The organism is Ravibacter arvi, assembly GCF_039540405.1.
GTDB classification, from domain to species: domain Bacteria; phylum Bacteroidota; class Bacteroidia; order Cytophagales; family Spirosomataceae; genus Ravibacter; species Ravibacter arvi.
The window spans coordinates 179,684-200,206 of the sequence record NZ_BAABEY010000029.1 but is presented as its reverse complement, the minus strand read 5'-3'; the positions used below and the strand labels follow the sequence as shown (position 1 = coordinate 200,206).

The window sequence follows — 20,523 nt, the reverse complement described above, 5'->3', positions numbered from 1 at the left end:
CACAATTACTACCAAGACAAGGAGACTCTAAAAAAGGGTCTCCTTTTTTGCGTTAGGGCGGTCAGGTGTAAGGGATGAGGTGTGAGCCGTGAGGCTGGCAACGGACGGCTATGGGACGGTCCTCCTTAAAGCGCAACGCAGTGGAGCAGAAGGTGCTCCTGTTGTTGGAAGAAAGTCTTCTAAAAAAAGGATGAGGCGCTGGTACAGGGAGATCCCGCCGCTGTGGTTGGGATGACGATTTAAGCCACGAATTCACGAACAGGAACTTTCATTCGTGAATACATCCGGCAGATTGTGTTAAAGGGGTTCGACGGGCTCACCCGCCATCCGGCAGGCGCCATCCGGCCGGTGCCTGAGCCTGTCGAAGGCTGGTGCCTGAGCCTGTCGAAGGCTGATCTTTGGATACCCGTTCAATAGAAGCCATGCGTTCCATTATCAGGCATCTGTAAGTTTGTTGTACAGAATTCACGAACAGGAACTTTCATTCGTGAATTCGTGGCGTAAATTCTATCTTTTGGTCCATGATACCTTAGGCGTTTCACTGGTTATTGGCGCGGAGATCCCGCCGCTACGGTAAGGGGTAAAAAAAACACGCAGATTACATCTCGAATCTGCGTGTAAAATTAAACTTCATCAACAAACTAAAAACCAAAGGCAAAAACGAAAAGAAATTACTTCTTTGCGTTATAAATTTTATTGCTGTAGGAGGGGGATTCGAACCGCCCACGGTGCAGTTAGCCACGATACAATTACTAAAAACTTTGGTGGTCCACCCCAGTCGGTACAAGTACCGGCATTATATCGCGTTTGTCCCTTATCACCACCCCCGAGACAGGAGGGCATGGCTGCCAAATTTCATCACCCTACAGTATAGAAAAAGAACGTTGTCCGGTAGTATTAATTCATATTCTCCTACATCGACTTTACAAAGGTAAGGCATTTTTTTATTCCTTTAAAATATTTCTATGTATATATGTAGAAAATTAGATGCTGTTCATATATTTGGTTGAAATGATAGAAAAATTCTAAAAAACTATCGCCAAATGGACAAAGCATTAGAAATTGATCAAACGGACCTGGCCATTCTCCGCGTCATGGTTGAAAATGCCGACCTTTCCTATGCTGAAATCGGAAAAAGGGTTTTCGTCTCGGGAGGCACCGTACATGTGCGCGTCTCTAAAATGAAGCAGATGGGAATCATCCGGGGCATGAAGCTCGACATCGATGTCGTTAAGCTGGGTTGGGACATCACTTCTTACCTGGGCATCTACCTGGACAAAAGCTCTCTGTATGATTCCGTGTCCGAACAGCTTGCCAAAATTCCCGAGGTGATTAACCTGCATTACACCACCGGGCAATACGGGATTTTTGCCCGCATTCAATGCCGCGATACCAGCCACCTCCGGGAGGTACTTCACGACAAAATCCAGAAAGTGGTGGGCATCCAGCGTACCGAAACCATTATTTCCCTGGAAGAAAGCCTTAACCGCCCCATTCCTATTTAGCCTGATTTTATTTGTATTTTTACTGACTACAATTTGTCGGCATATGATCATCACCATTGACCCCGATTCACCGGTACCCAAGTACAAACAGATTATCAGCCTGGTGGCGCAGGCCGTAAAAACCGGCGTGCTGAAACAGGATGAACAGCTGCCCTCGATCAATGAAATGTCGGAATCCAATTACCTGGCCCGTGATACCGTTGAGAAAGCTTATAATGAGCTGAAAGAAAGGGGATTTATTAAATCCGTCCGCGGGAAGGGATATTTCGCGCAGTCAGGAACGTCTAATAAGATCAAGGTGCTGCTGATCCTTAACAAGATGAGTCCTTATAAGAAGATCATCTATTATGCCTTTATTAAAGCCCTTGGCGACGCGGCTGTGGTTGATCTCTACATCCATCACTACAATGCAGTCCTGTTCAAGGAAATCCTCGAGGAGAACCTGGCCCGGTACAACTATGTGGTGATCATGCCGCATTTTTACGAAGGGACCAACAAGGTGAACGTGAGCGAGCTTCTGGCCCGTATCCCGAGCCACAAGCTGGTCCTGCTGGATCGCGACTACCCGGATTTGCCGGGACCTTACCTGGCCATCTACCAGGATTTTGAAAAAGATATTTTCCGTGCCCTGGAAAGCGGCGACGATCTCTTGCAGAAATACCGTGAGCTGGTGCTCGTTTTTCCCGTGGATGAGCAATATCCGCCTGAAATTATCCGTGGTTTCAAATCGTGGTGTATCAGTTACAAAAAGGATTTCCGGATTATCGATAACGCGGTTTCAGAGAATATCACAGAAGGAACCGCCTATATCATGGTGGAGGAAACCGACCTTGCCGAACTGATCAAAAAAGTAAGGAATTCGAACCTTAAGCTAGGCAAGCAGATCGGATTGCTCTCTTTCAATGATACTACGTTGAAGGAGGTTCTTGCGGACGGAATTACCGTAATTACGACGGATTTTGAGACGATGGGACGCACGGCAGCAGCCCTGCTGCTCGACGGAAAGCAAATCAAGGTAAAAAATCCCTTCACCATGATCCGCAGAAATTCGCTCTAACCAGACCGGCCATTTACCAACCTGTTTTTATATGGACTCGTTTTTGATCTACATCCTGACCCTGGCCATCGGCGCCGGTGGCGGGTACGCGTTGTTCCGGTTCACGAAAGCGCGGGAGGCACCGACCGCTTCGCGTGACGTGTCCGTATTGCTGGAACGCATCGAAAAAGTGTTCAAAGTGGTAATGTCGGAGGGGTATTTCACGGAAATCTATAATTACCAGCAGGACAAAAATATCTGGCAGCTGTTCAACGACAAGAAGAAAGCGCTGGTAATTGCGAAGGCAAAGGTGCTGGTGGGCTATGATTTCAGCAAGCTGCGTTTTCATGTAGACGAGAAAAACCGGAAGCTGGTGATCGACTACTTCCCGGAGCCCGAGATCCTTTCGATGGACACCGACTACAAATTCTACGACATTGAGCAGGGCTGGATTAACAAATTTCAAAGTGAGGATTATACCAACATCCTGACCGAAGCCAAGCAGGCCATGCAGGAAAAGGCGTTACAGAGCGATTTGCCACGGATTGCCACGAACCAGCTTCAGTTTATGATGATACAGCTGGCGGCAGGGCTGAACTGGAAAATGGATTTGCAGCTGGCAGAAGCCAACCAGAAAATGCTGGATAGCTACCTGGATTACAACGAACTGGATGCCAAGGTGAAAACGCTGAAGATCGACCAATAGGCACCCCTTTACCCCCGGGGGACGACCATTACTACCGATTCTTTTTCTACCACTACTGCGCCCGCAGCCATTCCTTTGGCTTTGCGCACAAATTTTTTCGGTGTTACCGTCACGGGGCAAAGACTGTCATTCCTTCTTTTGGAATGCCATGCAGCCAGCTCGGCTGCCCGCTCGATTACTGGCCCGGGGACTTTCCGGCCCGGAATGGATTTGATAACGACATGGGAACCTGCGACGTCTTTCGCATGAAGCCACAAGTCTTCCTTAGTGGCTAATTTCAGCGTCAGTTCGTCGTTATTTTTTGCACTTTTCCCTATAAAAATCTGGTAGCCCATACACGTTTCCTTGCGGAAGCGTGATTCGAATGACAGGTTCGGCGCGCCGCTTTGGTTCAATGAAGTGTCGGATTTCAGATAGGCGCGGAGCTCTTTCACCGTTTCCTGCCGGGCCACTGTCTCCAGTCTCGTTTGGGTCAGGGCAAGTTCTGCCTCCCGGGCTTCGATGTTTTCCTGAAGCTGCGCGATTTCGAGCTTTTCGTTTTTAGCTTTCCGGAAATAGGCTTCGGCGTTCTTTGCCGCCGAAAGCTCTGATTTTAGCCTGATCCTGACCGGTTCACCGGTATAAAAGTCAATCAGTTCGGCGAACTCCGAGCGTGGGGCTATCACATGCAGGTTGGCCATAATCAGGTTGGCATAGTGTTCGTTCCTGCCGGTCTCCGAAATGCTGCCCAGTTTATCATAAGCGGCCTCAAGGTAATTTCCCGTTTGCCTGATCTGTTTCAGCAGTTGTTTCGTGACTCTTTCCTTTTCCCGCTGAAGGTTACCTATACGGAAATAAGACAGGCAAAACGCGTTGACCGCTGCGATCGGGCTTGAAAAAACTTCATGTACCTCGCCGACCGGAAGCAGGCTCAGCGTGGTCAGTCCTTCGTATTCGGTCAGGTAAAACCGGTTGTCATCCAGTCGGGCAAGAACCGTTTCCACAATTTGCCATTGAGCAGCGAGGTCTTCTACCCCGGCAAGCTGCTCTCCCAAATACCGGTTGACCAGTTTCCCGAAAGTGGGGAACATCGTCTTGTAATCTCCGCCGAGGGCGATGAAACGGCTTTCCGACTGGTCAATCGGTTTGTTCAGACCTGGTTCCGAAAGGATGAGATCTCCGGTTAAACGGTTATTAAAAAGACTAATGAGACGCCCTTCCGGAGAAAAATGCAATAAGTTGGAGCGGTTGCCGAATAGTTTAAACACGAGTCGGTCACCGGTCTCAAAGTTCAGTGAAAATGCGCGCTCGTTTTCGTAAGGGGAAACCGAAGTGATTTCCCGTTCGTAAAGCGTTTTGAAGAGATCAACGCTGTTGGCCCGGGCCCGTTCAAACTTGTCGGGAAAGAATAAACTGGTAAAATCAGTTTTCAGAATAGCGCGGATGGTAAAATCCGGGGCCTGGTTACGCGAAAACGCTATAATCAATTCATCTTTGTCCTGGCTGAATGCACCCGATAACCGGGCTCCAGCGAGTTTTCCGGATATTTCGGGAACGAGCTTTCGCAGGAAAAAGTAGTTAAGGTGCATGGTCGGCTAAGGGATTGAAAGTTCAAGCCCGTCGAATGCGGGAGATACGTGGTCCGGCAGCTCTTTCTGAACCTGCGCATGAAGCCCCAGCTTATGACTGATATGCGTAAGGTAAGCTTGCGGAACTTTTAGCTCCCCGATTACTTCGAGCGCCTGCGAGAGTGTAAAATGCGAGATATGGCTGTCGCGTTGCAGCGCGTTGATCACCAGTACCCGGGTTCCGTCAATTTTTTCACGTTCTTCTTCGGGGATCAGGTTGGCGTCTGTGATATAAGTGAAGTCGCCTATCCGGAAGCCGGCCACGGGCATGCGGTGGTGCATCACCCTAATCGGGACGACCGGCGTGCCTTCTATCTCGAAGGGCGTGCCGTCGAAAGTGATTTTGGTAAGGCGCGGAACACCCGGATAGGGGTTCTGTGAAAAGGCGTAATAAAACTCTTCGGTAATCCTGGCCAGGGTAGGCGCTGTCCCGTAAACGGGCATATCCCGGTTTTGCAAAAAATTGAAGGCCCGAACGTCGTCCAGGCCTGCAATGTGATCTTTATGCGAATGGGTCAACAAAACGGCGTCGAGCTTCCGGACACTGAGCCTCAGCATTTGCTGTCTGAAATCGGGCCCGGTATCAATTACGATCGCTGTGTTCCCGGTTTCAACTAAAACGGATGTCCTCAACCGTTTATCCCTGAAGTCCAAAGAACGGCATACTTCGCACCGGCACCCGATGACGGGTACTCCCTGTGAAGTTCCCGTGCCCAGGAACGTTACTTTCATAATCCGGTTATTGGGTCAGTTGCGCTACAACTTCTACCAGGCGGTCAAAATTGAGCGGTTTCATCAATGCGTCGTCAAAGCCTGCTTCCCTGAAATCTTCGTCCGTATAGTTTTTGGCATTCCCGGTAATGGCTACGATCGGCGTTTTCGACTTGGCTTCGTCGGCAAGTCCGCGGATACGCCTGGCCGTTTCCATGCCGTCCAAAACTGGCATGTTAATGTCAAGCAGGATAATGTCGAAATTTTCCTTTTCCAGCAAGTGCAACACCTGTTCCCCGTTTTTTACAGCGGTTATTTCGTAGTGTTGGAATTCAAGTATCTTCCGGGCAAGATTCTGGATAACCGAGCTATCTTCAGCGATAAGCACACTCTTTGTGTAGGACATATTTACTACTTTTGTTAGTTGTATTTGGACAGGTGAATTTAGATAATAATTTGATCATGTTTGCCATGCTTCCACCTTATATTGCAAATAAAGCGGATTATCCATTACGTTTTAGATTTCAGCCTCATTTTCCGGCGCCCGTTACCTGTCTTTTTTTTTGCGCCGTTTAGCCCCTAGTTTCAGCCATGCCTGCGGAGTTCATTACCATCAATCCCATCAATCCTGAAGAAAGGAAAATCCTGGAAGTCGTTGCCTGTCTCCGTGACGGTGGTGTAGTTATTTACCCAACGGACACGGTATACGGGATTGGCTGCGACATTCACAATACCCGGGCGGTCGAACGTATTGCCCGTATCAAAGGGATCAAAGTTCAGAAGAATGATTTTTCATTTATATGCTATGACCTGAGCCATATTGCCGATTATTCGCGGGTGAGCAATGCGTGTTTCAAGCTGATGAAAAAGGCGCTACCCGGTCCGTTTACCTTTATTGTCAACGGCAATAATCATGTGCCCAAGGTGTTGAATTCGAAGAAGAAAACGGTGGGGATCAGGGTACCGGATCACGCCATTCCGCGGGCGCTGGTAAAGGAGCTGGGCAACCCCATCATCACCAGTTCGGTGCGCGATGAGGATGAGGTGATAGAATATTCGACCGATCCCGGGTTGATTTTTGAAAAGTTTGAACACCAGGTGGATATGGTGATCGACGGCGGCTATGGCGGAAACGTCGGTTCGACGGTGATCAATGCTACCAATGATGATTTTGAGGTAGTTCGCGAGGGGTTGGGCGATATTTCGTTGTACCTGTAACTGTTTCCCATGTCCGAGTATAGTAAATTTCCGCAGGTGCTTTTGTCCCTGCATTACCTGCCCAATCTCGCCTATTTTTCCTGCATGATGCAGGCAGAAACGGTAATAATCGAGTCCAGGGAGCATTTTCAGAAGCAAACGCTCCGCAATCGCTGCTACGTCAATACCGCCAACGGCGTTGAGATAATGAGCGTGCCGCTGCAGAAGCCGACGCGCCACGTACCGGTGGATGAAATTCGTATTGATTACAGCCAGGAATGGGTGAAGAAACACTGGCGCTGCCTTACCTCGGCCTATGCAAACTCCCCCTTTTTTGAGTATTATGCCCCCGATTTTTTGAAGGTATTGAACTCCCGGCCGGCCTATCTTTTTGATCTGAACCGGCAGTTGCTGACATTGTGTCTGAAATTTTTACGGCTACCGGTGGAGCTGACGTACAATTTGTCATACGAGCAGACGGTACAATATCCCGTTTTTGACGTCAGAAATTGCATAACTGATAAAAAAAATGTAAATAGGTACCAGTTTTACAGGCCCCATCCTTATTATCAGACCTTTGGGAACGGTTTTAGTGATAATCTGAGTATCGTGGATCTGTTGTTTAATACGGGGCCGGAAGCTTCCGAAATACTCCTGAAAAGCTCGGTCTTTCGCGAAACCGTTGAGTGAACGAAGTGAAGTGAATATTGGTTTTATGGTAAATAAGAGGCAACGGGAAACGTGGTGAGAAAGTAAAAGAAAACGCCCCCTCTTAAAAGTTGATTGAAATAAGAACTTTAATGCATTCCATCCATGGAAGTTAAATTTTCAAATAGAGTTAAGGAGGTAATCTCCATGAGCCGGGAGGAGGCCATGCGTCTCGGTCATGATTACATCGGTGCGGAGCATTTGTTGTTGGGAATCATTCGGGAAGGAGAAGGTGTAGCTATTGCCCTGCTGAAAAAGCTGGGGGTATCGCCTGAAGACATCCGGGTGAATATTGAACACGCAACGAAGGGTTCGGCTACCACCAATGTGAAAAATCTGAACAGCATTCCTCTTACCAGGCAATCTGAAAAGGTACTGAAAATTACCTACCTCGAGGCGAAGATTTTCAAAAGTCCGCTGATAGGTACGGAGCACCTTTTGTTGTCCATTCTCCGGGATACGGATAATGTGGCCACCCAGATTCTTCACAAACATAATGTCAGCTACGAAGTGATCAAGGAAATGTTGGAATATCAATCTTCAGGTTCCCGTCCACACATGGGGTCTGAAACGGAAGACGGAGATGATGAAGCAAGAGGCAGCTTCTTCGGCAGTTCTGCCAGTAAGGAGACCAAAGGCGCTGAAAAATCCCGGACTCCGGTACTGGATAATTTTGGTCGCGATCTGACCAAACTCGCCGAAATCGGTAAACTGGACCCGATTGTCGGCCGCGAGAAAGAGATCGAAAGGGTAGCACAGATCCTGAGCCGCCGTAAGAAAAACAACCCGATCCTGATTGGTGAGCCGGGGGTAGGAAAAACCGCTATTGCGGAAGGCCTTGCCCTTCGGATTGTTCAGAAGAAGGTTTCGCGGGTATTGTTCGGAAAGCGTGTCGTTACGCTTGATCTCGCCTCCCTGGTTGCAGGTACCAAATACCGCGGCCAGTTTGAAGAGCGAATGAAAGCGGTGATGAACGAGCTTGAGAAATCGCAGGATGTCATTTTGTTTATCGACGAGCTGCACACCATTGTGGGCGCCGGCGGTGCATCCGGATCTCTGGACGCTTCGAATATGTTCAAACCTGCCCTGGCACGCGGAGAAATTCAATGCATCGGTGCTACCACCCTCGACGAGTACCGTCAGTACATTGAGAAGGACGGTGCCCTGGCGAGACGTTTCCAGATGGTAATGGTAGACGCAACTTCGGTTGAGGAAACCATCCAGATCCTGGAGAACATCAAAGACAAGTATGAAGATCACCACCACGTGAACTACACCACCGAAGCAGTACATTCGGCGGTGAAGCTTTCCGAACGGTATATTACGGACCGCTTCCTGCCTGATAAGGCCATTGACGTACTCGATGAAGTAGGGGCAAGGGTTCATATCAGCAACATTACGGTTCCGGAGGATATCCTTGTGCTCGAAGATCAGATTGAGAGCATCAAGCAGGAGAAAAACAAGGTGGTGAAGAGCCAGAAATACGAGGAAGCTGCCCAGCTTCGCGACCGCGAGAAGAAATTGATCGACCAGCTTGACCGGGCGAAACAGGCCTGGGAAGAGGAGACCAAGAAGAAACGCTATACGGTTACCGAGCAAAATGTGGCTGAAGTAGTGGCGATGATGACCGGTATACCCGTAACCAACGTTTCGACCGACGAAAGTGTGAAGCTGCTTCACATGTCCGAAAACCTGAAAGGAAAGGTAATCGGGCAGGATGCCGCAATCGAGAAGCTTGTCAAGGCCATCCAGCGTACCCGCGTGGGGTTGAAAGACCCTAAAAAGCCGATCGGGTCGTTTATCTTCCTCGGTCCTACCGGGGTAGGTAAGACGGAGCTGGCAAAAGTGTTGGCCCACTACCTGTTCGATAAGGACGATGCGCTGGTGCGTATTGACATGAGTGAGTACATGGAGAAATTCAGCATCTCGCGTCTGGTAGGAGCGCCTCCGGGTTATGTAGGCTACGAAGAGGGCGGACAGCTGACGGAAAAAATACGCCGCAAGCCTTATAGCGTAGTCCTGCTGGATGAGATTGAGAAGGCGCACCCCGATGTATTCAATATCCTGCTGCAGGTTTTGGACGACGGAATACTGACTGATGGACTGGGACGCCGGGTTGATTTCCGGAATACCATCATCATCATGACGTCTAATATCGGTGCGCGTGACCTCAAGGATTTCGGAGCCGGCATCGGTTTTACGACCAAAGCCAAGGTGGAAAGCCAGGATGAAGCCATGCGGTCGACCATTCAGAATGCGCTGCGGAAAGCATTTTCACCGGAGTTCCTGAACCGTCTTGATGATGTGATTGTCTTCAACTCGCTTGAACGCAAGCACCTGCACGAGATCATCGACCTGTCTCTTGGAAAACTGTTTGGCCGGATTAAAGGACTGGGCTACGAAATTGAGCTCACAGAGGCTGCCAAGGATTTCCTGTCCGAGAAGGGATATGATCCGCAGTATGGCGCAAGACCGCTCAACCGGGCTATCCAGAAATACCTGGAGGACCCTATCGCGGAAGAAATTCTGAAAGGGGAATTGAAGGAAGGGGACGTTCTGCTGGCCGACCATGATGGTACCAGCGAAAACCTGGTGATTGCTGTAAGAAGCAAAACGGAAGAAGTCGCCAACTGAAAATAATAGTGTGAACGCAAAGCGGCCCGCCATCAATGATGGCGGGCCGCTTTGCGTTTGCTGATTTTCTTTTCTTACTTTTCTTCCTGCGCCTGGTTGGCCGAATGGGCAGCAGCCGCCGGTTTTTTTATGACCGGGCCTGAGGTAGCCGGTTTGGCCGAAGTAGCCGGTTTAGCTGCAACGGGCTTTGCGGGAGCCGGTGCTGCTTTGGCTACCGGTGCGGGTTTCGCCCCTGCGACAGCAGTGGTTTTTACCGCTACGGGTTTTGCAGTGGCGGCAGCCGCAACCACCGGAGTTGATTTCTCTTTCTTTTCCTTTTTGCCTTTCCCGTCTTTCTTTTTCTTCTTATCCGATCCTTTTTCTTTTTTTGCTTTTTCCTTTTCAAGCTGCTTTACCAGCTTCTGTACCTTGCTTGCGAGTTTTTCGGAGGTCTTGGAAATGTTCTTCTTAATCTTCTTTGAAGCGACACCGATTTCTTCGATTTTGGCGGATAATACACTGCTGATTTCCTTTGCCAAATCCTTTTTTGCTGAGCCCATATGGTTTGTTGGTTTTACTGATCGCGTATCGTACTTGAATTGATAGACTTACAATAAAGGATATTAATTTTAAACCGCAAAAAAAGGGGTATTATCTTTTCATTAAATTACCGGATACCAGCTGCCAGAGCACGATTCCGCCGGTTACAGATACGTTTAGCGAGTGTTTGGTGCCGTATTGCGGGATTTCAAGGCAACCGTCTGCGAGTTCCATCACGTCATCGTCAACGCCTGAAACTTCGTTTCCGAAAACAATGGCAAGACGGTCCTCACCGGTCCACTGGAACTGGTGCAGCGGCGTGCTTTTTTCCGCCTGCTCTATGGCCAGTACCTGGTATCCTTCCTGTTTCAGTTGTGCAACGAGGTCTTGTGTACGTTCGGCATGTTCCCAGTCGACTGCGTTTTCCGCGCCCAGCGCGCTCTTGGTGATTTCGCGATGCGGCGGAAGCGGCGTATAGCCACAAAGAAACAGTTTTTCGATACGGAAAGCGTCGCAGGTTCTAAAGAATGCACCGACATTGTTCATACTACGGATGTTATCCAGTATGACTACCAATGGAAATTTTTTCGCTTCCCTGTAGTCTTCAACAGTCAGGCGATTGAGCGAATCCAGTGATAATTTTTTCATGGGGGAGTTGGTAGTCGGAAATCGGAAATCGGAAATCAGAAATCGGCGGGGCTGACAGGGCTTACAGCTCACCCCTCACCCCTCACAGCTATAACGGTATGGTAAACCGTCTGGACAATAGCGTCAGTTGTTCAATCACCGGCGCTGTCACCGGAATTCCTTCCTGTCGCCTGAGACTTTCGAATTCGCGTTCCGGGTCGCCGGGGATGAGCACTTTCTCTCCCGGAACTGCTCTGGCGCTCCGGAAGCGTTTGATCCAGTTGTCCATGTGCGATTTGAATTCCTCCGCCGGGCGAAAGCCGTCTACCCGCATGGCGCCTACAAAATGGCCGGTCCCTTCACCAACGCTTTCCCCGACATTCATAAAGCCGGCTGTCGCAAAGGGGGGGACCCACGGTCCGTAATTGGCGCCGGACAGTACGCCTGAAAAAATATCCACGATAGCGCCCAGCCCATAGCCCTTGTGACTGCCGTGTTCGCGGTCTGTGCCCAGGGGCAAAAGCCCGCCGCCGTTTTTTACGGCATTGGAATCGGTTGTCGGGTTGCCGTCCGCGTCCTGTGCCCAGCCTACCGGGGCAGGCATGCCTTTTCTTTGCAGTAGCTCAAATTTTCCGTAGGCTACTGCTGTAGAGGCGAAATCTGCTACGAAAGGCGGTTCCTCCCCGGCTGGTACCGCCACCGCGACCGGGTTGGTACCGAGCATTTTTTCGAGGGAAAACGTAGGGGTAACCAAAGGCGCAGCATGGGTCATGGTCCAGCCGATCATGTCCTTCTGAAGGGCCATCATGGCGTGGTAGCCTGCGATGCCGAAGTGATTGGAATTCCGGACGGAAATCCAACCCGAGCCTACTTTTTCGGCTTTCTCCATGGCGATTTCCATGGCGTAAGGCGCTACGACCAGGCCCAGGCCCTTATCGCCGTCCACGACGCCCGTGCTGGGCGTTTCGTGGACGATCCTGATGTTGGGGTTCGGGTTGAGCCGACCATGGTCGTACAGGCGAACGTACCCCGGAAGCCGCGCGATGCCGTGAGAGTCCACGCCCCGCAGGTCGGCGCTCACGAGGACCTCCGCCGCCAGTGCAGCATTCTTTTCACTGCAGCCTATTGCCAGGAAAACCGAGCGGGTAAACCCGAATAGTTGATCAAAAGAGTAAAGCTCCATACAAGAAAGATCCGGTGGCGGTGTTCCCGGTATTAGAGGTTGATTTCACCGACCATATCGCCGGGGATCACCCATTTGTCGAATTCTTCCGGCGTTACATAGCCAAGTGCTACAGCAGTTTCTTTCAATGTAGAACCATTTTTATGGGCTGTTTGCGCGATTTCGGCGGCTTTGTAGTACCCGATTTTAGTATTGAGCGCTGTTACAAGCATGAGCGAATTGTTGACATGCTTTTCGATATTGTCGTACAGGGGTTGGATACCGATTGCACATTTATCGTTGAATGAAATGGTAACATCGCCGATCAGGCGGGCCGAATGAAGGAAATTATAAGCCATCATGGGCTTAAAAACATTCAGTTCGAAATGTCCGGTAGCGCCGCCGATATTGATGGCAACGTCGTTTCCGAGGACCTGGGCTGCTACCATCGTCATGGCTTCACATTGCGTAGGGTTTACCTTCCCGGGCATAATGGAGCTTCCGGGTTCGTTGTCGGGGATGAAGATTTCGCCGATACCGGAACGCGGCCCGGAAGAAAGCATCCTGATGTCATTGCCGATTTTCATGAGGCTGACGGCTACCGTTTTCAGCGCACCGTGGGCTTCCACGATGGCATCATGGGCGGCCAATGCTTCAAACTTGTTTTCGGCGGTTACAAACGGGAGACCGGTGAGTGCTGCGATATGCCGGGCGACGTTTTCCGAATAGCCGGCAGGCGTATTGATGCCTGTGCCGACTGCTGTCCCGCCGAGCGCAAGCTCTGCCAGGTGGGGAAGTGTATTCCGGATGGCGCGCAGGCCGTGGTCGAGCTGCGAGACATAACCCGAAAATTCCTGGCCCAGGGTGAGGGGGGTTGCGTCCATGAAGTGGGTACGCCCGATCTTCACCACGTTCTTAAACTCTTTCGCTTTGGCGGAAAGCGTGTCCCGGAGTTTGATGATGCCCGGTATAGTTACTTCCTGCAGGATTTTATAGGCGGCGATGTGCATGGCCGTCGGGAAAGTATCGTTGGATGACTGCGATTTGTTGACGTCATCATTGGGGTGCAATGCTTTTTCCTTGTCGGTAAGCGCGCCACCGGTCAGCACGTGGCCACGGTAGGCAATTACCTCGTTGGTGTTCATGTTGGACTGCGTCCCGGAGCCGGTTTGCCATACGACGAGCGGGAATTGATCGTCGAGTTTGCCTTCCAGAATTTCGTCGCAGACCTTGCCGATGAGCGCGCTTTTTTCGCCGGACAGGACCCCGGCTTCGCTATTGGTGATGGCGGCTGCCTTTTTGAGGTAAGCAAACGCTTTGATGATTTCTTTGGGCATCTTATTGATGTCCTGAGCGATCGGGAAGTTCTGAATGGACCGTTGGGTTTGTGCGCCCCAGTACACATCAGCGGGGACTTGCACCTCGCCCATGGTGTCTTTTTCTATGCGGAATGACATTTGATCTGAATGAATAAGTTTTTACCGTAGGAGAAGCATTTTCTTTTCCCACATACCGGGTGTAAATTTAGGGTAGAATGCGGGAAACGCCAATAAAAAAGACGCTGCCCTGGCGGGTAGGGGCGAAGCGTAGCTGTTGGCTGAGGGAAGCGATTTGTGGTTGCCAGGCGATTTTTTAGAGGTAAATTGTAGAAAATGACGATTGGTTGGTAGTGAAATCAAGAATTATCTACTTTTTGACAATTTTTTTCGCCCTGGTATTTGACAAATAAAATTCTTCCCCTAGTTTTGCACCCACGTTTGACGAACGAGTCAACGAAAAAGACAAGTAAGTCAACGATTCCGTAGCTCAGTTGGTAGAGCAATACACTTTTAATGTATGGGTCCTGGGTTCGAGTCCCAGCGGGATCACTTAAAGCGCCTCAAAGGGCGCTTTTTTGTTTTATAAATGTCGTTTACAGGCTGTTTTCGAAGATAAGCACATCATTCTGATTCAATCCAGATCAAAGGATTCGGTAACCTATTCGGTAACCTGTTGAAAGTGGTAAATTAGGTTACCGAATGGAATGTTTGAAAGAGGCGATTTCTTGATCTAGGTTTCTCAAACATCGTTTTTTTAACCTTAAAACTGTGTGGATGATGAATCTCAAACAGAACCTGACTGTACTATTCTGGCTGTACAGACAAAAAGCGAAAGCAGACGGCAAAGCTCCCATTTATGCCAGGATTACCATCGACGGGAAGTACACCGAGCTTTCGACCGGCAAAAAGGCTACCCCGAAATCCTGGGATGCCAACAACAAGCAAATTCTTGGCTCAGGGCTGGAAGTAAAGCTGGCCAACCAGAAACTGACACAGGTCCAGACCGATGTCGAAAGGATTTTCAACGGGCTCCAGATGCACTTCAGGGAGGTGACTCCCGCAATGGTTAAAAATGTCTACTTGGGCAAACCGGCCATCGACGAACCCAAACCCATTAAACCCGCTCCTAAAAACGAACAGACCGTTCTGGAAGTTTTCGACGAGTTTGTTGTCCGATTTGAAAAGCGGGTGGAGAAAGGCAATGCGTCGCCCGGGACTTTAAAACACTGGCGCAGTACCCGGAAAAAGGTTGTGGCCTTCATCAGGTATCACTTTAATTCGGACGATATCCGCTTTTCGGAGCTTCCCGACACCTTCGCAGAAGATTTTTACGACTACCTCACCCTGTACGTCAAAAAGCCGCTGGCAGAAGTGACAGCCCGAAAACAGTTAAAGTGGATTAGGCAAATCGTAAAAATCGGTGTCAGGAAAAAGCTGATCGTCTCCAATCCGATGGACGGCTTCAAGTGCTCCGGCGGGGATGTAGAAGTTATCCCGCTGGAATTCTGGCAGGTGGAGAAGATCCTGCATAAGTCATTCACCGTTGAACGGATTGCTGAGGTACGAGACGCTTTCATTTTTCAATGTTTCACCGGTTTCGCTTACCAAGACATTTACGACCTCACTCCCGAAAACATTGTTCTTGTAGGGCGGAAGAAAGAACGCTGGCTGGTCAAGCATCGCGGTAAAACTGATGTGGGTGAAATGGTCCCGATACTCCCGATCGTGGAAGAACTGATTACCCAATACCGTAACCATCCGTATTGTATTACTCACAATAAGCTGATCCCGGTAAACAGCAACTATCGGTACAACAGTTATCTAAAGGAGATTGCCGACCTGTGTGAGATCAGGGATATCACCGGCAATATCCGAAAGCTCGACACCCACGACGCCCGGCATTTCTTTGCCGATATGATGCTCAACAACGGGGTGCCGCTGGAAGATGTCAGCAAAATGCTAGGACATAAAAGCATCCGTACGACGATGCGATATTGCAGAGTAAGAAAATCGCGGATCAGTGAGAGCGTGGCGCGGGTAAAGCAAAAGCTCTTTACGAAATCAGGGGAACTGAGAAGTTCGCTGCAGTTTGGGTAGGCTCGGGGATGACAACAGCCCGGAATGATGTTTGACGATTCCGGGCTGCTATTTTACAGGATAATCAGAGAGAATCTGACATTGGAATAATTGCTTTATAAAAATTTAGAATATGTCGTATATTTGTAATAAAAAAGTGTCGTATTTTTGCAAGTGCAATACGCTGATATACAATGAAAAATCGCCTGACTTTAGAAAAGAAAATCCTTAAGAGGATTGCCCGGAAACCGGGTAATGTTCTTCTAAGGGATGACTTTAGTGATTTAGGAGGATATGATCAGGTAGGCAGGGTATTAAGACGTCTTGTCGGGGAAGGAAAACTTATCAAAATTGGCTACGGTTTGTATGCCAAGACTAAGATCTCCCCTTTAACGCAGCAGCCCGTACCTACCGCTACTCTACCCAGATTAGGCAAAGAAGCTTTGGATCGTTTGAAAGTCCCAACCTTGCCTACAAAGGCTGAACAGGCATATCGGGATGGTCGTTCGACTCAGGTACCTACCGGACGTATGATCGGCGTAAAAGGTAGAATTTCCCGAAAGATAGGCTACAAAGGAGCGTATATAACGTATGAACAAGTCTCTGGATAAATCACTACTTGAAGAAGTAGCCCTTGTAAAATCCGGCATTAGTGAAGCGTTTATTGAAAAGGACTGGTTCGTAACTCAGGTAATCAAGATCCTGGTTGACAATCCTTATCTTGATTTCTCAATTGTGTTCACGGGAGGGACCGCACTCTCAAAAGCTCATAAGTTGATCGAGCGGTTTTCTGAGGATATCGATTTCAGATTTGTAGCCCCGAGTCTTGAAGGAGAAAGTTTATCAAAGATACGGAAGAAGCTATCTGACTTTAAAAAATTTGTAGTTAGGCTACTTGAAAAAGAGTTTCAAATTATCAACGTCGACGCCAGAGACTACAACCGGCACTTCACAATCTATCTAGCTTATCCGACCGTATGCGAACCTTCGGAAGTGTTACGCCCTCAAATTAAACTTGAACTCACGCTTTCGGGGTTATTATTACCTGCCATTGAATTGCCTGTCTCTTCCTTTGTCAATGAAGTTGCTGGTCAATCGCCGGAAATAGCAGGAATCCCTTGTATCGACCCTCTGGAAAATGCAGCCGATAAGCTTAGCGCCATTGCCTGGAGGATACCTTCACGGATTAGAGGCGAAGACGACAAAGAGCCTGACATTGTTAGGCATTTACATGACCTCGCAAAACTCAGCGAACGAGCCTTTAGCTATCCGGATTTCAAGCAGCTTGCCGTTCAGACGATAGAGCAGGATGCCGACCGCGGTGAAACGCTAGCAGGCTTAAGCATCCATGAAAAACTACAAATGATGATAAGGATTTTAGAATCCGACCCGATATACCCTGACGAATATGCCTCTTTCGTCAACGGAATGGTATATGACCAGGACACACAGACCCCAAGCTATACCGAGGCTATATCCAGACTTAGCTTGCTTATTGAGAAACTAATCTGATTCCAAATTAACAGGCGAAGAGAAAAGCTCAGCCCGTTAAAACATAAAATTTATATCTAACGACAATTATTGATTGATATTTAAATCAATAATTACTTTTTTGCTTGAAATATCAATCATCAGAATAAAGATGAATAAGAAAAAGCAAGTTGTCTTCCCCAAGTACACTATACTATTAGAACAGATGGGTGAAAATATAAAGCTTGCCAGGAAACGCCGTAAGCTCACAACTATCCAGGTTGCCGAACGCGCCGGGATTGCCCGCTCAACACTGTACCTGATCGAAAAAGGGAATACAAGTGTAACAATGGGAGCCTATTTCAATGTGCTAAGAGTGTTGGGTCTACAAAATGATATTGTAAAACTGGCGGCTGATGATGAATTTGGAAGAAAGCTGCAGGATCTTGAACTGCTGAAGTAGAAAACGCAGGCAATGAAGCAAGTGACGTTAATGATTCACTAGAAATGCCACTTACCTCGAAAAGCGCAAACGAACAGGTGGATAGGATGCGCCCACAGAAATAATAACACCGTTTATCGTCACCTGATGCCGCTCAATTTCCGGATTTTTGCTATCGCTACGATAAACGAACAATGAATACTAACGAACCTTTTCAAAGTATCGCTCTATGCCTGAACCTGTCAGCGTAAATCCCAGGACATTACCGTCTGATCCGCTTTTAAAAATCAGTTTAGATTCTGCTTCGTTTGCGAATAAGACATTCTCTGATTCCGGGAACAAGTTCTGCTCCATAAAGTGATTAAACTTGCCATATAAGTGATTATTGGCAAAAACGATACATAGCTCGTCGGAAGCTCCCTTGATCGCCCTATACTTACCTGAATAGCCCCTGAGTTGCTTTTCGGGCAAACTGATCCCCCGCTTCGGCCGTACCAAATCGGGGAATGAAAGTCTTTCACTTTCCAGAATTTCGTCAACGTGATTCATGACGCCCATCAGGTCAGTTGTTTCATTGGAGTTGGATAGCAATATCACCGTACGTTCCCTGGAAGAATTCCTTACGACCAGTGAGGTATATCCTCCATATATTCCAGAGGAAAACATATTATTTGAGCCTGAGTCGTCCGGGATAATTGACCATCCGGCTGCATAAGGAATTCCAGGACTTACTTCAGCCACCATGGTTCCATCCTTAATGAAGGATGGGGTCATAGCCTCATTGAAAGTAGCTGCGCTTACCAGCTTGTAATCCGAAAGTGCTTGTACCCATCGGAATAAATCGCTGCTAGTGGTAAAAATCCCATATGCGCCTTTAATGCCGGACATAAATTTGGGGTAGCGCTTCAAACTGTCTGTCTGAACCAAACGGTTCTGACTACCGTCCCAGGAGTAGTCGTAGGCATACTCCAGGGATAAGGATCTTTTGTGTCTCGCGCCGACGCTTGTATTTTGCATTCCGCAAGGCTTGAAGATGTTCCGGGACAGATATTCTTCAAACGGTATATTCGAAACAATCTCGATTATGGAGGCCAGCAGCAAATAATTGGTATTGGAATAATGGAAACCTTGCCCCGGCACAAAGGATGGTTGCGTTTTTTTCTCAGATAACGTCCCGATGATCGAAGCATTCGACTGCGAGGCAGACATATCGATTTCTCCTTCCGTCCAACTTAAAAATTCTTCAATGCCGGATATGTTTGATAGTAAATGTTTAATGGTTACACGGGGAAATGGCAATTCGGGTAAAAACCGGGTTAAACTATCGTCGTATTGAAGCAGACCTTTCTCTTTAAGCTGCATGATGGCAATGGCCGTAAAGGCTTTCGTGATTGATCCGATCTCAAAACGAGATTCGTTCGTTAAGCGGCGCTGCGTTCCTGCACGCCCAATGCCATAGGCAGATTGGAGCAGTACCTCTCCCTGATCGCTAATCAGTACGCATCCGTTAAAGTTTTGCCGATTTGACAGCGTATCAAACAGGGTAATTAGCTGTTGCTGTTTGGTTTGTGCGGCGGCTACGCTTATCGCGCAAATTGATAGAATGAGAATCCAACTTAAGGTATAGAGGACTTCCCTAAACATCGTCATTTTAAGCTAATTCAACAGATTGTAGAGCAGAACCTATGATATCCTGGCCGTTAGGCAGCAGAAATTTGTTTTGATACAGGATACGTCCTTGGAACGAAGACTGCGCAAGTGTCCTGAGAACGCAAAGGCATAGAGAAATCAAAAAAGTCAATTTTTTCATAGTAGTTGGTAGTCTTGGAAATTGCGGGTTATCCCTATTGTTTCGAGTAAAACGACGTGCTAATATAGCAAGTGTTATACCTAATTGTCTATCATACTTTACTAACCCGACCTTATGTAGGTACTATTCCAGAAATAGCTTCCAAGTACCAAATCCGTCGGACTCAAATCGCGGCTTCGTTAGGGGATGGTCATTCGGCTCAGGTACCTACCGGACATATGATCGGCGTAAAAGGTAGAATTTCCCGAAGATAGGCTACAAAGGAGCACATATAACGTATGAACGAGTCTCCGGATATGGGTTCGTTATCATGAGCTATAGAAACCCTTTCTATAACTCATAATTTATCGCGATACCAAATCCACGTCCAGGCAAGTCGCTTCCAGTTTTTCAGCGTTTCGCCACGGGAATTCTTCCATAGCCTATCCCTATAGTAACAATAAAATGCCGCAGCCTCTTTTTTCGTCGCTCCCTGCTGTAAAAAGTAAACCCTGACGTGGGTTTCGTCAGGGGGAATTTCATCGCCGAAGCCGGTCGTAGAACCTTCGTTCCGATTCATTTGGCAGCAGAGAATTTGAATTTTTCAAACATTTTTTCGATATCCGCCCGGTCATAATAAATGGTACCGCCTACCCGCATAAAACTTAGCTGCCTGTTGATACGTAATGCGTGGAGCTTGCCGGGAGAAATATCAAGCAGCTTCCGTACCTCCCTGGATTTGAGCCACTGCTTTGACGATTGACCGGTGCTACCAGGTAGCATTCGCCGTATCTCCTGTAACATTTGGTCTTTAAACCTTTCCAAATCGGCGACTGTCACCAACTGATGGGTATAAACCGCTGAGTGGTTTCCTGGTTGATTTTCCTCTTTCGTCATTTTTCGCCCGTTTACGTTATAGGCCATGCCTAAATCAGCCTATGCTGATCTGGCGTGGCTTTATACTGGTGAAAATAGCGGACGATAGCAGGGGTTTCTTTCCAGTCATTCTTTTGGA

The 20,523-nt window shown here is 48.4% G+C and carries 20 protein-coding genes and 1 tRNA gene; 11 read left to right on the top strand and 10 right to left on the bottom strand.

Annotated features, from left to right (window positions below):
* Positions 1 to 1,043 precede the first annotated feature (1,043 nt).
* From ABD852_RS17000 to ABD852_RS16990, 3 genes are read left to right on the top strand one after another with little or no spacing between them, the layout of a single operon-like run.
* A complete protein-coding gene (locus tag ABD852_RS17000; protein WP_345031082.1) occupies positions 1,044 to 1,505 on the top strand; it encodes an Lrp/AsnC ligand binding domain-containing protein in 462 nt (153 codons plus the stop codon).
* Positions 1,506 to 1,548: 43 nt separating this feature from the next.
* Positions 1,549 to 2,562 carry a GntR family transcriptional regulator gene (locus tag ABD852_RS16995; RefSeq protein ID WP_345031081.1) on the top strand — a complete coding sequence of 338 codons (1,014 nt, stop codon included), beginning with the start codon at positions 1,549 to 1,551 and terminating at the stop codon, positions 2,560 to 2,562.
* Positions 2,563 to 2,593: 31 nt separating this feature from the next.
* Positions 2,594 to 3,247, top strand: coding sequence for a DUF4230 domain-containing protein (locus ABD852_RS16990; protein WP_345031079.1), 654 nt, complete (start codon positions 2,594 to 2,596; stop codon positions 3,245 to 3,247).
* A gap of 8 nt (positions 3,248 to 3,255) precedes the next feature.
* On the opposite strand, the gene ABD852_RS16985 is transcribed toward ABD852_RS16990, so the two are convergent.
* From ABD852_RS16985 to ABD852_RS16975, 3 genes are read right to left on the bottom strand one after another with little or no spacing between them, the layout of a single operon-like run.
* Positions 3,256 to 4,815 carry an NFACT RNA binding domain-containing protein gene (locus tag ABD852_RS16985; protein WP_345031077.1) on the bottom strand — a complete coding sequence of 520 codons (1,560 nt, stop codon included), beginning with the start codon at positions 4,813 to 4,815 and terminating at the stop codon, positions 3,256 to 3,258.
* Positions 4,816 to 4,821: 6 nt separating this feature from the next.
* Complete coding sequence (locus ABD852_RS16980) at positions 4,822 to 5,586, bottom strand: MBL fold metallo-hydrolase (protein ID WP_345031074.1); 765 nt, start codon at positions 5,584 to 5,586, stop codon at positions 4,822 to 4,824.
* A 7-nt stretch (positions 5,587 to 5,593) separates the two neighbouring features.
* Complete coding sequence (locus ABD852_RS16975) at positions 5,594 to 5,971, bottom strand: response regulator (protein WP_345031072.1); 378 nt, start codon at positions 5,969 to 5,971, stop codon at positions 5,594 to 5,596.
* Positions 5,972 to 6,156: 185 nt separating this feature from the next.
* On the opposite strand from ABD852_RS16975, the gene ABD852_RS16970 reads away from it, so the two are divergent.
* From ABD852_RS16970 to ABD852_RS16960, 3 genes are all read left to right on the top strand, one after another.
* Positions 6,157 to 6,783: an L-threonylcarbamoyladenylate synthase gene (locus ABD852_RS16970; RefSeq protein WP_345031070.1), complete on the top strand. Its 627-nt coding sequence runs from the start codon at positions 6,157 to 6,159 to the stop codon at positions 6,781 to 6,783.
* A gap of 9 nt (positions 6,784 to 6,792) precedes the next feature.
* On the top strand, positions 6,793 to 7,452 hold the full coding sequence (locus ABD852_RS16965; protein ID WP_345031068.1) for a WbqC family protein: 660 nt from the start codon (positions 6,793 to 6,795) through the stop codon (positions 7,450 to 7,452).
* A gap of 123 nt (positions 7,453 to 7,575) precedes the next feature.
* Entirely contained in the window at positions 7,576 to 10,104 is a 2,529-nt protein-coding gene (locus ABD852_RS16960; protein ID WP_345031067.1) for an ATP-dependent Clp protease ATP-binding subunit, read from the top strand.
* Between the two features lie 74 nt (positions 10,105 to 10,178).
* Here the strand turns inward: ABD852_RS16960 and ABD852_RS16955 are convergent, their stop codons facing one another.
* From ABD852_RS16955 to fumC, 4 genes are all read right to left on the bottom strand, one after another.
* Complete coding sequence (locus ABD852_RS16955; protein WP_345031065.1) at positions 10,179 to 10,643, bottom strand: hypothetical protein; 465 nt, start codon at positions 10,641 to 10,643, stop codon at positions 10,179 to 10,181.
* 91 nt (positions 10,644 to 10,734) lie between these two features.
* Entirely contained in the window at positions 10,735 to 11,271 is a 537-nt protein-coding gene (locus ABD852_RS16950) for an RNA methyltransferase (RefSeq protein ID WP_345031062.1), read from the bottom strand.
* 88 nt (positions 11,272 to 11,359) lie between these two features.
* Positions 11,360 to 12,433 (bottom strand): Ldh family oxidoreductase, encoded by a 1,074-nt coding sequence (locus ABD852_RS16945; protein ID WP_345031060.1) that lies wholly within the window; start codon positions 12,431 to 12,433, stop codon positions 11,360 to 11,362.
* A 32-nt stretch (positions 12,434 to 12,465) separates the two neighbouring features.
* Positions 12,466 to 13,869, bottom strand: a complete 1,404-nt coding sequence (gene fumC / locus ABD852_RS16940; protein ID WP_345031057.1) for a class II fumarate hydratase — start codon at positions 13,867 to 13,869, stop codon at positions 12,466 to 12,468.
* Positions 13,870 to 14,207: 338 nt separating this feature from the next.
* Here fumC and ABD852_RS16935 point away from each other — a divergent pair.
* The 5 genes from ABD852_RS16935 (at position 14,208) to ABD852_RS16915 (ending at position 17,740) form a co-directional block, all read left to right on the top strand.
* Positions 14,208 to 14,280, top strand: a tRNA-Lys gene (locus tag ABD852_RS16935).
* Positions 14,281 to 14,505: 225 nt separating this feature from the next.
* Positions 14,506 to 15,828: a site-specific integrase gene (locus ABD852_RS16930; protein ID WP_345031056.1), complete on the top strand. Its 1,323-nt coding sequence runs from the start codon at positions 14,506 to 14,508 to the stop codon at positions 15,826 to 15,828.
* 173 nt (positions 15,829 to 16,001) lie between these two features.
* Positions 16,002 to 16,418: a DUF6088 family protein gene (locus tag ABD852_RS16925; protein ID WP_345031054.1), complete on the top strand. Its 417-nt coding sequence runs from the start codon at positions 16,002 to 16,004 to the stop codon at positions 16,416 to 16,418.
* Entirely contained in the window at positions 16,399 to 17,319 is a 921-nt protein-coding gene (locus ABD852_RS16920; protein WP_345031051.1) for a nucleotidyl transferase AbiEii/AbiGii toxin family protein, read from the top strand. Before ABD852_RS16925 ends, ABD852_RS16920 begins: the two co-directional genes overlap by 20 nt.
* A 130-nt stretch (positions 17,320 to 17,449) precedes the next feature.
* Positions 17,450 to 17,740, top strand: a complete 291-nt coding sequence (locus ABD852_RS16915; RefSeq protein WP_345031050.1) for a helix-turn-helix domain-containing protein — start codon at positions 17,450 to 17,452, stop codon at positions 17,738 to 17,740.
* 180 nt (positions 17,741 to 17,920) lie between these two features.
* Here the strand turns inward: ABD852_RS16915 and ABD852_RS16910 are convergent, their stop codons facing one another.
* The 3 genes from ABD852_RS16910 to ABD852_RS16900 all read right to left on the bottom strand — a co-directional run bounded on the left by ABD852_RS16910 (position 17,921) and on the right by ABD852_RS16900 (position 20,405).
* The gene (locus ABD852_RS16910; protein WP_345031048.1) at positions 17,921 to 19,363 is read right to left on the bottom strand and encodes a serine hydrolase domain-containing protein; all 1,443 of its coding nucleotides are present in this window, start codon (positions 19,361 to 19,363) and stop codon (positions 17,921 to 17,923) included.
* Between the two features lie 503 nt (positions 19,364 to 19,866).
* Positions 19,867 to 20,088, bottom strand: a complete 222-nt coding sequence (locus tag ABD852_RS16905) for a hypothetical protein (RefSeq protein WP_345031047.1) — start codon at positions 20,086 to 20,088, stop codon at positions 19,867 to 19,869.
* On the bottom strand, positions 20,085 to 20,405 hold the full coding sequence (locus tag ABD852_RS16900; protein WP_345031045.1) for a helix-turn-helix domain-containing protein: 321 nt from the start codon (positions 20,403 to 20,405) through the stop codon (positions 20,085 to 20,087). The genes ABD852_RS16905 and ABD852_RS16900 overlap by 4 nt, the downstream gene beginning before the upstream one ends.
* Positions 20,406 to 20,523 lie beyond the last annotated feature (118 nt).